The sequence below is a fragment of the Actinosynnema sp. CS-041913 genome, from assembly GCF_050942485.1.
Taxonomy (GTDB): Bacteria; Actinomycetota; Actinomycetes; order Mycobacteriales; family Pseudonocardiaceae; genus Actinosynnema.
In genome coordinates, this window is the sequence record NZ_CP192037.1 from 4602290 (window position 1) to 4613727 (window position 11438).

The 11438-nt window shown below is 72.6% G+C and carries 12 protein-coding genes; 7 read left to right on the forward strand and 5 right to left on the reverse strand.

The genetic code is table 11. The features are described from left to right. Nucleotides 1–13: 13 nt before the first annotated feature. Nucleotides 14–1231: a cytochrome P450 gene (locus ACQPZF_RS21435; protein WP_433274324.1), complete on the forward strand. Its 1218-nt coding sequence runs from the start codon at nt 14–16 to the stop codon at nt 1229–1231. 141 nt (nt 1232–1372) lie between these two features. Continuing rightward, nucleotides 1373–2170 (forward strand): ion transporter, encoded by a 798-nt coding sequence (locus ACQPZF_RS21440; protein WP_433274325.1) that lies wholly within the window; start codon nt 1373–1375, stop codon nt 2168–2170. On the opposite strand, the gene ACQPZF_RS21445 is transcribed toward ACQPZF_RS21440, so the two are convergent. Next, the gene (locus ACQPZF_RS21445) at nt 2144–3028 is read right to left on the reverse strand and encodes an AraC family transcriptional regulator (RefSeq protein ID WP_433274327.1); all 885 of its coding nucleotides are present in this window, start codon (nt 3026–3028) and stop codon (nt 2144–2146) included. The two genes, ACQPZF_RS21440 and ACQPZF_RS21445, sit on opposite strands and share 27 nt — an antisense overlap. 82 nt (nt 3029–3110) lie before the next feature. On the opposite strand from ACQPZF_RS21445, the gene ACQPZF_RS21450 reads away from it, so the two are divergent. Continuing rightward, complete coding sequence (locus ACQPZF_RS21450) at nt 3111–3947, forward strand: NAD(P)H-binding protein (RefSeq protein ID WP_433274329.1); 837 nt, start codon at nt 3111–3113, stop codon at nt 3945–3947. Nucleotides 3948–4188: 241 nt separating this feature from the next. Beyond that, nucleotides 4189–4761 carry a helix-turn-helix domain-containing protein gene (locus tag ACQPZF_RS21455; protein WP_433274644.1) on the forward strand — a complete coding sequence of 191 codons (573 nt, stop codon included), beginning with the start codon at nt 4189–4191 and terminating at the stop codon, nt 4759–4761. A gap of 59 nt (nt 4762–4820) precedes the next feature. On the opposite strand, the gene ACQPZF_RS21460 is transcribed toward ACQPZF_RS21455, so the two are convergent. The 4 genes from ACQPZF_RS21460 to ACQPZF_RS21475 all read right to left on the reverse strand — a co-directional run bounded on the left by ACQPZF_RS21460 (nt 4821) and on the right by ACQPZF_RS21475 (nt 7645). Next, nucleotides 4821–5456: a class I SAM-dependent methyltransferase gene (locus ACQPZF_RS21460; protein ID WP_433274331.1), complete on the reverse strand. Its 636-nt coding sequence runs from the start codon at nt 5454–5456 to the stop codon at nt 4821–4823. Between the two features lie 59 nt (nt 5457–5515). After that, nucleotides 5516–6073 carry a dihydrofolate reductase family protein gene (locus ACQPZF_RS21465; RefSeq protein ID WP_433274333.1) on the reverse strand — a complete coding sequence of 186 codons (558 nt, stop codon included), beginning with the start codon at nt 6071–6073 and terminating at the stop codon, nt 5516–5518. A gap of 54 nt (nt 6074–6127) precedes the next feature. Beyond that, complete coding sequence (locus ACQPZF_RS21470) at nt 6128–6649, reverse strand: hypothetical protein (protein WP_433274335.1); 522 nt, start codon at nt 6647–6649, stop codon at nt 6128–6130. Nucleotides 6650–6712: 63 nt separating this feature from the next. Beyond that, on the reverse strand, nt 6713–7645 hold the full coding sequence (locus ACQPZF_RS21475; RefSeq protein WP_433274337.1) for an FAD-dependent oxidoreductase: 933 nt from the start codon (nt 7643–7645) through the stop codon (nt 6713–6715). Between the two features lie 313 nt (nt 7646–7958). On the opposite strand from ACQPZF_RS21475, the gene ACQPZF_RS21480 reads away from it, so the two are divergent. The 3 genes from ACQPZF_RS21480 to ACQPZF_RS21490 all read left to right on the forward strand — a co-directional run bounded on the left by ACQPZF_RS21480 (nt 7959) and on the right by ACQPZF_RS21490 (nt 11427). Beyond that, nucleotides 7959–9008 (forward strand): chitinase, encoded by a 1050-nt coding sequence (locus ACQPZF_RS21480; RefSeq protein ID WP_433274339.1) that lies wholly within the window; start codon nt 7959–7961, stop codon nt 9006–9008. A gap of 100 nt (nt 9009–9108) precedes the next feature. Next, a complete protein-coding gene (locus tag ACQPZF_RS21485) occupies nt 9109–9777 on the forward strand; it encodes an HNH endonuclease family protein (protein ID WP_433274341.1) in 669 nt (222 codons plus the stop codon). 189 nt (nt 9778–9966) lie between these two features. Then, nucleotides 9967–11427, forward strand: a complete 1461-nt coding sequence (locus tag ACQPZF_RS21490) for an aldehyde dehydrogenase family protein (RefSeq protein ID WP_433274343.1) — start codon at nt 9967–9969, stop codon at nt 11425–11427. The last annotated feature ends 11 nt before the right edge of the window (nt 11428–11438 follow it).

Here is an 11438-nt window from a genome sequence, read left to right on the forward strand (position 1 = left end):
ACAGACTTTCGTCATGAGCGATCCAGCCCTCGCAGTGCCCTCGCACGACCTGTTCGCCCCGGACGTCGTCGCCGATCCACACCCGCTGCTGCACCGAATCCGCGCCGAGAGCCCGCTCAGCCGGGTGCCGGCGCTCAACGGCTACCTGCTGACCCGGCACGCGGACATCGTCACGGCGCTCAAGGACCGCCGACTGATCACCGCCAACCTCGGCCAGGGCCTGGACCGGCTGAGCCAGGCCGAACGGGACGAGCTGGCGCCGGTCCTGCGGTCCGTCGCGCTGTGGATGGGCCACACCGACGAAGCCGACCACGTGCGGTTCCAGCAGCTCCTCAAACGCTACTTCACCCCGGCGACGGTCAACGCCCTGCGCCCGCGCGTCGAGCACCTGACCGGGGAGCTGCTGGACGCCGTCGCCGCCGACGGCCGGATGGACGTGGTCAAGGACCTGGCGTACCCGTTGCCCGCCAACGTGATCGCCGAGATGCTGGGCATGCCGACCAGTGAGCGCGAGCGGCTCCAGGCGTGGTCGCGGGACATCCTCGCGGTGTTCGCGCCCGCCGACTTCGAGCGGCTGAAGCAGTGCCAGCGCAGCGTGCTGGAGATGCAGGACTACCTGCGCGGGCTGGTGGCGCAGCGACGGGCCGACCCCCGCGAGGACCTGCTGAGCATGTTCGCGGCAGCCGAGCGGGAGGGCTTGGTCAACGAGGACGAGATCGTCGCCAACTGCGTGCTGCTGCTGTTCGCCGGGCACGAGACGACGGCCAACCTGATCGCCAACGGCCTGGTCCTGCTGTTCGAGAACCCCGACCAGCTCGCGCTGCTCAGGTCCCGGCGGGAGCTGATGCCCACGGCCGTGGAGGAGATGCTGCGCTGCGACGGCCCGGCGGGCGTGATCGTCCGGGTCACCGGCGAGCCGGTCGAGGTGGCCGGCCGGGAACTGCCCGCCGGGCAGGTGCTCTACCTCGCGATGCTGGCGGGCAACCGGGATCCCGAGGTGTTCGCCGATCCGGACACCTTCGACATCACCCGCAAACCCAACCGGCACACGGCGTTCGGGCTCGGTCCGTTCTACTGCCTGGGCGCGGCGCTGGCCCGGATGGAGGCCGACGTGTGCTTCACCGTGCTGCTCGACCGGCTGCCGGACCTCCGGCCCGCCTACGACGTGGTGGACCGGGTGGTGACGCCGCCGTTGGGACGCCGGCTGGCCACGCTGGAGGTCGCGTTCTAGTCGATCACCCGCTCAGGTGAATCGGCTCAAGCCGCCCCGTGGACCCGCCGATGAAGCACGGTGTCCACGGGGGGCGGACTTTCGACGTGTCGACCCGAGCCGGCCCCGCGATGCCAGAGGCCGTCGAGGAGCACCGAACAGATGACATTGCGCGACCGGGTCGCCGCGATCGTGGACGGCAAGCGCTTCCAGCAGTTGATCGTCGGCGTGATCGTGGTGAACGCGATCGCCCTCGGCTGCGAGACCTCGCCCGCGCTCGTCGCGGCGCACGGCGGCCTGCTCGCCAAGCTGGACAGCGCGGCGCTCACCGTCTTCGCCGCCGAGCTGGCGGCCCGCCTGTACGCACACCGGCTGCGCTTCTTCCGCGACCCGTGGAACTGCTTCGACCTCATCGTGGTCGGCATCTCGCTGCTGCCCGCCGCCGGGCCGCTGTCGGTGCTCCGGTCGCTGCGCATCCTGCGCGTGCTGCGGCTGGTGAAGATGGTGCCGAGCATGCGCCGCGTGGTGACCGCCCTGGTCAAGTCGATCCCGGGTCTGCTGTCGCTGTCCGGGTTGCTCCTGCTGCTGCTCTACGTGGGCGCCGTGGTGGCCATCAACCTGTTCCGGAGCAGCGGCGACGACCGGTTCGAGGACCTCGGCTCGACCCTGCTGACCCTGTTCCAGATCACCACGGGCGACGGCTGGTCGGACGTGATGCGGGACCTGATGCGCGAACAGCCGCTGGCCTGGATCTTCTTCGTCTGCTACCTGCTGGTGGGCACGTTCACCATGCTCAACCTGTTCATCGCGGTGGTGTGCAGTGCGATGGAGTCCGAGCGATCGTCCGAACCGGACCAGACGGTGCTCAGGGAGGTCCAGGCGCTGCGGGACGAGGTGCGCGCGCTGTCCGCCGACCGCCTCCAGCCGGTCGGGTCAGCCGAGCGCGGCGGCGCGGACTGACACCCGGTACGCGCTCGGCGTGACACCCCGGAGGCGCTTGAACGCCACGCTGAGCGCGAAAGTGTCGGCGTAGCCCACTTTCCGGGCGATCGCACCCACGGTGTCGTCGGTGCCCGCAAGCAGATCGGCGGCCAACGCGATGCGCCAGCCCGCCAGGTAGGCCATCGGCGGTCCGCCGGTCCGCGCGGTGAACCGCCGCGCGAGGCCGGCGCGTGACACGCCGCACCGGGCCGCCAGTTCGGCGACCGTCCACGGGTGGGCCGGGTCGTCGTGCAGCAGGGTCAGCGCGCGGCCCACGACCGGGTCGTCGGTCGCGCGGTACCAGGCCGGCGCGTCGGCGTGGTCGAACCAGGCGCGGAGCGCGGACACCAGGACCAGGTCGAGCAGCCGGTCGAGCACGACCTGCCCGCCCGGCCGGCCCGCCGCGATCTCGGCGGCCACCGCGTCGAGCAGCGGGGTGGGGCAGTCGGCGTCGGCGACCACCAGCACGTCGGGCAGGGCGCGCAGCAGGCGTTCGCCGACCGTGCCTTCGAACGCGCCGCTGACCAGGACCGCCGGGCCGGCGGCGTCGTCCCAGCCGCAGTAGGCGTCGGGGCCGACGATCCGGGTCGGCCTGCTCGACGGGTCGTCGGCCAGCGTGAACGGCTCGCGGCCCCGGACCACCGCGATGTCGCCCGCGCGGACGGCGGTCGGCTCGCCCCCGGCGGGGATGAGCCACGCTTCGCCGCGCAGGACCACGCCGACCGTCAGCGGGGTGCGGGCGGTGAACCGCAGCGACCACGGCGGCCGGAGGCCGGCCCGGGTGAACACCGCGCCACGCGCCCGGACGCCGTCGAGCACATCGGCCAGCACGTCCACGTCATCCAGGTTAGACGCTGAGACATCGGATTGAGTGCGGAGACCATCGGCCGTCTCAGTCTGATCGTCTTGACTGGTCGGCGTGACCACTCCGATCCTGGTTCTCGGCGGCACCGGCAAGGTCGGCCGCCGTGTCGTGTCCCGTCTGCGTGCGCGCCGGACGCCGGTCCGCGTGCCGACCCGCGTCGGCTCCACCCCGTTCGACTGGACCGACGACACCACGTGGACGCCCGTGCTGGACGGCGTCGGCTCGGTGTTCGTCGTGCCGCTCGACGGGCGGCAGCTCACCGGCCCGTTCCTGGCGAGGGCGCGTGAGCTGGGCGTCCGGCGGGTCGTGCTGCTGTCCGGGCGTGGTGTGGACGTGCCCGGCTACGGGCCGCCGGACAGCCCGCTGGCCGCGACGCCCAGCTCCGGCGAGGCGGCCCTGCGGGCGCTGGACGTCGAGTGGACGATCCTGCGGCCGGCGTGGTTCGCGCAGAACTTCAGCGAGGGCTTCTTCCGGGACGCGGTCGGCGCGGGCGAGCTGCGGCTGCCGGCGGGCGACGGCGCGGCGAGCTTCGTGGACGCCGACGACATCGCGGACGTGGCGGTGGCGGCCCTCACCGGACCCGGTCACGCCGGCCGGACCTACGAGCTGTCCGGCCCGGAGGCGCTGACCATGGCCGAAGCCGCCGCCACGATCTTCGCCGCGACCGGCCGCCGCCTCCGGTACGTGGCGCTGAGTCCGCAGGAGTTCACGGCCGAACTCACCGCGTCCGGCTGGTCCGAGGCCGACGCGGAGGACTACGCCACCGTGATCGCGCTGATCCGGGACGGCCTGGACAGCCACCTCTCCGACGGGGTGCACCAGGCGCTGGGCCGCCCGCCCCGTGACTTCGCGACCTTCGCTGCCGCCGCCACGTGGCCCGACGGGCGATAGCCCGGTGGACGACGCCAAGCTCGCCACCCTCGGCGCGGCGTTGCGGCTGCCGGCGGGCTCCACCGTGCTCGACCTCGCGTGCGGCAGCGGCGAGATGCTGTGCACGTGGGCGCGTGACCACCGGATCACCGGTGTCGGCGTCGACATCAGCACGGTCTTCCTGTCCGGCGCGCGGGCACCGGCCGCCGAACTGGGTGTCGCCGGCTTGCAAGGTGGTTTGCCGGTTCGGCAAGCTGGCCCGGTGGACTTCGACGACGTGCTCAAAGCGGTGGGACCACGGCTGCGCGCCATCCGCCGCCAACGCGGGGTGACGCTCGCCGACCTGGCCGACGCCACCGGCATCTCGGAGAGCACGCTGTCCCGGCTGGAGAGCGGTCGACGCCGGGCGAACCTCGAACTCCTGCTCCCCCTCGCCAGGGCGCACGGCGTGCCGCTGGACGAACTCGTCGGCGCGCCCGACACCGGCGACCCGCGCGTGCACCTGCGACCCGTGCGCCGCAACGGCCGCACGTTCATCCCCCTCACCCGGCGCGCGGGCGGCCTCCAGGCGTACAAGATGATCATTCCCGGCGCGGACCCGCGGGCCGACCCGGAGCTGCGCGTCCACGAGGGCTACGAGTGGCTCTACGTGCTGGACGGCAGGCTGCGGCTGCGGCTCGGCGACCAGGACCTGACCCTCAAGCCCGGTGAGGCCGCCGAGTTCGACACCCACGTCCCGCACCTGTTCGACTCGGCGGACGACAAGCCCGTCGAGCTGCTGACCCTGTTCGGCCAGCAGGGCGAACGCGCCCACATCCGCGCCCGCACCGCGTGATCACTTCCGGGTGATCACGGTCGGGTGATCACGTCGGAGGGGATCACGGTCGGAGGTGATCACGGCCGGGGCGGCTGCTTCCGCCGCACCCGCAGCACGTTGTCCACCCGATGCCCGACCTGCCCGTCCGGCGCGGTCAGCTCCCGCTCGACCAGGTCCTCCAACTCGACCTCCCAGCGGTCGTCCAGCCGCAGCGACGCGAGCACCTCCCCCGTCGTCGGGAAGTGCGCCTCGTGCGGCGGCTCGGTCATGAACGACGGCCAGCCCGCGTGGCCGACGACCAGCAGCACCCCGCCGGGCGCGACCGAGCCGACCGCCCGCCGCAGCACCGCGTCCCGCTCGCCGTCCGCCTCGACCGGCGAGTGCAGGAACTGGGCCGACACCAGGTCGAACGTCCCGCTCGGGAACGACTGGGAGAGGTCGTGCCGCTCCCACGTGATCCGCTCCGCCACCCCGGCGGCCTCCGCACGCGCCGCGGCGCGCCCCAGCGCGGTGGCCGAGACGTCCGCCCCGACCACCTGCCACCCGCGCTGCGCGAGCCACACGGCGTCCGCGCCCTCCGCACACCCCAGGTCCAACGCCGTGCCGGGCGCGAGGTCCGCGACCTCGCGCACCAGCAGGGGGTTGGGCCGCCCGCTCCACACCTGGTCCCGGTCCAGGTAGAAGCCCTCCCAGAACTGCTCAGCCGTCGTCATGCCGCGACCCTGCACCGGACCCGGCGGAGTCGGCCACTTTTCTTGCCGTTCCGGCAACCTCAGCCGAGGTCCGGGTGGGCCGGCTTCCGCACCCGGAAGCGGAGCATCGTGACGCCGCCCGACTGGGTGTTGCCGAAAGGTTCCAGGTCGATCCTGCCGAGGCCCGGGGGCGAGAAGCGGACGCCGTCGCCGAGCAGCACCGGCACGACGTACACCAGGATCTCGTCGACGAGCCCGCGTCGCAGGCACTGGGCGGCCACGTCGGCGCCGAGGATCTCCAGGTTTTTGTCGCCCGCGGCGGCGCGGGCCGTGGCAACGGCTTCCTCGACTCCACAGGTGAGGAACGTGACGGTGGGGTCCGGCTCCTCGGGAGGCTCGTGGGTCAGGACGAACTGCGCTCCCCCCTCGTAGGCGGTGTCCTGGGCGGCCATGCCCTTGGCGACCTCGTAGGTGCCCCGGCCGACGAGCATGGCGCCGGTGGCCGCCATGACTTCCGGGAACGTGTCCGGAGTCAGGTGCTCGGCGATCCAGTCCATCGCGTGGCCGGGACCGGCGATGAAGCCGTCCAGCGACATCGCCCTGTTCACGACCACTCTGCCGCCGCCCACACCACTCATGCGTTTCCCCCACCGATTCCGGAAGTCCGAGGCCGCATCATAGTTCGGCCGCGCTTAGGGACGTGGCGTGCGCACGGCGACCCCGGCGACCTGGCGCAGGAACTCCGGGGTCGCCGTCCCGCCGACGGTCTCGGTCTCCGCGACCACCACGGTCGACTCCCGCAGCTCGGAGCCGTAGTGGTGCGCGGTGAACGTGATGTCGTCCATGAGCAGCAGGGAAGCGGACAACGGCGTGATGTCCCCGGTTCCGTGGATGTCCTCCACCCGCTTGAACTCCGTGGCGACATCCCGCGCGCCGAACTCGACCCAGGCCACCGACACCGCGACGACCGTCCCCTTGTCGTCGGCCAGGGTGAACAGCATCCGGCTCAGCGACGAGCACGGCGCGGCCGTCAACAACTCCCGCACCTGGCCGAACGAGTTCGCGACGCAGTCGCGGTCGTCCCGCGTCACCCGGTCCACGACCCGCAGCCCGAGCCCGTTCCACGCGCTGTCGTCGGGCTGCCCGAGCCCACCGGCGCCCGCGGCGACCGCGCCCGCCAGCGCGGCAGCGGCGACGACACCTCCGGCACCCACGTCAGCGCTCCTCCCGGTTCCCGACACCACTGCGTTTCCCGCACGGCCGGCAACCCAAACCGCTCAGGCGGCCAACCCCACCACGTCGGACGCGCATCCCCAGGACAACGTGACCCCGGCTCCGCCGTGCCCATAACAACTGATCACCACGCGCCCGTCCAGCGCCACCCGGTCCAACCGCACCGAACGCCGAGCCGGCCGCAACCCCACGGCGCGGGACAGCACCCGGGCGTCCCGGAGCGCCGGCACCAGGTCCCCGACGCGGGCCAGGACACCGCGCTCGACCTCGGGATCGGGCGCCAGGTCGCGGGCGCCCTCGTCCGCCGTGCCGCCGCACACCACGTCCTCGCCGCGCGGGATCGCGTACGCCATCCCGGCGGGGTTGTCGTCGTCCACCACCCACCTCGTCAGGCCGGGATTGGCCAGCCGCACCACCTGCCCCCGCACGGGTTCCAGCGTGGTGTCGCCGGTCAGCTCGCCGGAACGCAGCCCGGCGGCGACCACCACCGTGCGCTGCGCCACCGCGTCCAGCCGCTCGACCGTCCCGTGCCGGAACTCCACGCCGAGCCGTGCGCAGGACTCGGCCAGCCACGCCAGGTACACCGCCATGTCGACCACCGGCAGCGAGCACACCACGCCGGACACCGCGCCGCCCGGCAGTTCCGCCGCCCGCGCCGGGCGGTGACCGGGCACGGCGGCGGTCCACGACAGGTCCGGATCGGCGGACCGGTGCAGCACGATCCCCTCCCGCCAGTACACGCCGGTGCCCGACGTCGAGGCCAACGAGCGGAAGCGGGACAACGACACCCGCCCCCACCGCAGCACGAGATCGGCCGGCGCGGCCCGATACGGGAACCACAGCCCGCCCGCCACCGCCGACACCGTCTCCGACGGCCGCCGATCGGCCAGCACCCGCACCCGGCGCCCGGCCTCCGCCAGGCGCAACGCGCAGGTCAACCCGATCACGCCGGCCCCGACCACCGCCACATCGCCCATGCGGTGGTGGTACCCGGGCAACGGACCACCGGGCACATGTTCCACCGAACGTCGGGTTGTGACCTCCCCCGGCCGACTGCTTCCATGGGTTTTCCGATAGATCACTTCTGGCGGCGCAAACCGGCGGCACCACCGCCGGGGGCCAGTGAGCGAGAACCCCGGAGGTTCGTGCGCTGCCCAGGAGAAGCCTTCTCCGATCACGCGGCACCGCCCACCGCGACCCTGACAACGCGGTGGGCCGACGAACCTCGCCGAAAAACGACCATTGGCGGGGCGCCCCTGTGACCGCGGCCCGCCGAGAAGGAGTCGGGAAATGATTCGTCGGATTACACGACTGCTCGCCCTCGGCGCGGCGGTGGTCCTCACGGCGTCGCTGTCCGGTTCGGCGACCGCGGCTCCGGCCGAGGACGTCTGCCCGGTGAAGTCGAAGCCCGCCGGCAAGGTGCTGCACGGCTACTGGGAGAACTGGGACGGCGCGAAGAACGGCGTGCACCCGCCGCTCGGCTGGATCCCCATCACCGACCAGCGCATCCGGGACAACGGCTACAACGTGATCAACGCGGCGTTCCCGGTGATCCGCTCCGACGGCACGGTGCTGTGGGAGGACGACATGGACGTCACGGTCAAGGTCGCCACCCCGGCCGAGATGTGCGCGGCCAAGGCGGCGGGCCTGACCATCCTGATGTCCATCGGCGGCGCCACCGCGGGCATCGACCTGAACTCGTCGGCGGTGGCGGACCGGTTCGTCGAGACGGTGGTGCCGATCCTCCAGAAGTACAACTTCGACGGCATCGACATCGACGTGGAGACCGGCCTGGTGGGCGGCGGCAACATCAACACGCTGTCCGCGTCGCAGGCCAACCTGATCCGGATCATCGACGGGGTGCTCGCCCGGATGCCGGCCAACTTCGGCCTCACCATGGCCCCGGAGACCGCGTACGTGACCGGCGGCAGCGTGACCTACGGCTCGATCTGGGGCGCGTACCTGCCGATCATCAAGAAGTACGCCGACAACGGCAGGCTGTGGTGGCTGAACATGCAGTACTACAACGGCAACATGTACGGCTGCTCCGGCGACTCGTACTCCGCCGGCACCGTGCAGGGCTTCACCGCGCAGACCAACTGCCTGAACAAGGGGCTGGTCATCCAGGGCACGACCATCAAGGTGCCGTTCGACAAGCAGGTACCCGGCCTGCCCGCGCAGCCCGGCGCGGGCGGCGGCTACATGTCCACCGGCCTGGTCGGGCAGGCCTGGAACACCTACGGCGGCGGGTTGAAGGGCCTGATGACCTGGTCGATCAACTGGGACGGCTCGCGGAGCTGGACGTTCGGGCGGAACGTGAAGTCGCTGCAGGGCAGGTGAGCCGCTTTTCCTGACGGCGCAACGGGATCGGCCGTTCGGGGGCGTTAGCGGACGGTTCGCGCCGGGGTACTCCCGGGGCGACACCACCCCGGAGGAGCCGATGCGCGCCCTTGCCGTGCTGATCGCCGTCCTGCTGTCGGGCTGTGCCGCGGTGCCGGGAGCCACGACCGCCGGCGGCGGCGCCGCCGAACGCGTCCCACCCGGCACCCCCGACGCCGCGAGCGCCCGTGCCCGGCTCGGCCAGCTCGTGGTGGCCGAGCCGGGTCGGCTCGACGGGTACGTCCGGGACTGCGACGAGGGGGCCGCCTGCGTCTTCGGGCAGCCGTGGGCCGATGTGGACGGTGACGGCTGCGACCAGCGCAGCCAGGTCCTGGCCCGCGACCTGGTGGACGCGGTGCGCAAGGAGGGCCGGTGCGCCGTGAAGGACGGCACGCTCCACGACCCGTACACCGGCGCGACCGTGACGGGTGTGTCGAAGATCCAGATCGACCACGTGGTGCCGCTGGCGGAGATGTGGCGCAGCGGCGCGGCGGGCTGGGCCCCGGAGCGACGCGCCGCCGCCGCCAACGACCTGCGCAACCTGCTGGCCGTGCAGGGGAAGACCAACCAGGCGAAGGGCGACAAGACGCCGGACGAGTGGATGCCGCCCGATCCCGCCTACGCCTGCGCCTACGCGCGGATCTACGTCGGGGTGAAAGCCGAGTACGGCCTGACCGTGACGGCCGCCGAGCGCGCCGCGCTGGACCGCACGCTCACCCCGTGCCAGTGAACCGCCGGGACACTCCTGTCGGGACGGTCGCGTGTTCTCCCTCACGTGACCGCCACCACTTTTCCCCGGCGCAGCCACGAATTCGTGCGCGCAGGGCCAAATGGTGGACGCGATGGCACAAAAGCAGCCGGACCGTTGGTCCGTATGCTGGAAGTGACCAACCTTGCCCTTGGTCGGGAGGCGCTGACCATGACCATTCACCGTGACCTGCTGATCGCCGGCGACGACGTGCCCGCGACCACCGGCCGCACCGTCGACGACGTCAACCCCTTCACCGGGGAGGTGTTCGCGACCGTCGCCGCCGCCGGCCCGGAGGACGTGACGAGGGCGGTGGACGCCGCCGACGCCGCGTTCCCCGGCTGGGCCGCGGTGAGCCCGTTCGCCCGGCGGAAGATCCTGCTCGACGCGGCCGACCTGCTGGACTCCCGCGCCGACCAGGCGGTCGAGCTGATGGCGGGCGAGGCGGGCGGCACGAAGCGGTGGGCGATGTTCAACGTGTTCCTCGCCGCCAACATCCTGCGGGAGGCCGCCGCGTCGGTCACCGCGCCGCGCGGCGAGGTGCTGGCCGCCCAGGAGGAGGGCGCGCTGGGTCTCGCGGTGCGCGAGCCGGTCGGCGTGGTGGCCGCGTTCGCGCCGTGGAACGCCCCGCTGATCCTGGGCACCCGCGCGTTCGCCGCCCCGATCGCCGCGGGCAACACGGTCGTGCTCAAGCCCAGCGAGGAGGCCCCGCTGGCGTCCGGGCTGTTCCTGGCCGACGTGCTGCGTGACGCGGGCCTGCCCGCCGGGGTGCTGAACGTCGTCACGAACGACCCGGGGGACGCCGCCGAGGTCGCCGAGACGCTGATCGCCGACCCGCGGGTCCGGGTGGTGAACTTCACCGGCTCCACCGAGGTCGGCCGGATCATCGGCACGCACGCGGCCCGCCACCTCAAGCCCGCCGTCCTCGAACTGGGCGGCAAGAACGCGATCATCGTGCTGGACGACGCCGACCTCGGCCACGCCGTGGACGCGGCGGTGTTCGGCGTGTTCATGAACTCCGGCCAGATCTGCATGTCCGGCGACCGGGTCCTGGTGCACGAGAAGATCGCCGACGAGTTCACCGCCCGGTTCGTGGCCAAGATCGCGTCGCTGCCGAGCGGCGACCCCACCGACCCGGCGACCGTCATCGGCCCCCTGGTCAACACCCGGTCCGCGCAGCGCGTCGCGGCGCTCGTGCGGGATGCGCGGTCCAAGGGCGCGACGGTGTTGACCGGCGGCGGGGAGCCGGCCGGCGCGCTGCACCCGGCGACCGTGCTCACCGGGATCACGCCGGACATGGACCTGCACTACGGCGAGGCGTTCGGCCCGGTGTGCGTGCTGGAGACGTTCGCCACCGACGACGAGGCGGTGGCCCGCGCCAACGACACCGACCACGGCCTGACCTGCGGCATCCTCACCGAGAACGGCACCAGGGGCCTGACCGTGGCCCGGCGCATCCGGACCGGCATCGTGCACGTCAACGACCAGTCCGTGGGCGACGAGCCGCAGGCCCCGTTCGGCGGCACGAAGTCCAGCGGCTACGGCCGGTTCGGCGGCCGGTGGGGCGTCGAGGCGTTCACCACGACCCGCTGGATCACCCTCGCCACGGCCCACGCGCACTACCCGTTCTGATCCCGGCCGCC

Excerpts from the sequence above, each read along its gene's own strand:
- ACQPZF_RS21485 (WP_433274341.1), top strand. The coding sequence starts at position 9,109 with ATGCGCGCCCTTGCCGTGCTGATCGCCGTCCTGCTGTCGGGCTGTGCC.
- ACQPZF_RS21465 (WP_433274333.1), bottom strand. The coding sequence starts at position 6,073 with ATGAGTGGTGTGGGCGGCGGCAGAGTGGTCGTGAACAGGGCGATGTCG.
- ACQPZF_RS21490 (WP_433274343.1), top strand. The coding sequence starts at position 9,967 with ATGACCATTCACCGTGACCTGCTGATCGCCGGCGACGACGTGCCCGCG.
- ACQPZF_RS21480 (WP_433274339.1), top strand. The coding sequence starts at position 7,959 with ATGATTCGTCGGATTACACGACTGCTCGCCCTCGGCGCGGCGGTGGTC.
- ACQPZF_RS21475 (WP_433274337.1), bottom strand. The coding sequence starts at position 7,645 with ATGGGCGATGTGGCGGTGGTCGGGGCCGGCGTGATCGGGTTGACCTGC.
- ACQPZF_RS21435 (WP_433274324.1), top strand. The coding sequence starts at position 14 with ATGAGCGATCCAGCCCTCGCAGTGCCCTCGCACGACCTGTTCGCCCCG.
- ACQPZF_RS21460 (WP_433274331.1), bottom strand. The coding sequence starts at position 5,456 with ATGACGACGGCTGAGCAGTTCTGGGAGGGCTTCTACCTGGACCGGGAC.
- ACQPZF_RS21440 (WP_433274325.1), top strand. The coding sequence starts at position 1,373 with ATGACATTGCGCGACCGGGTCGCCGCGATCGTGGACGGCAAGCGCTTC.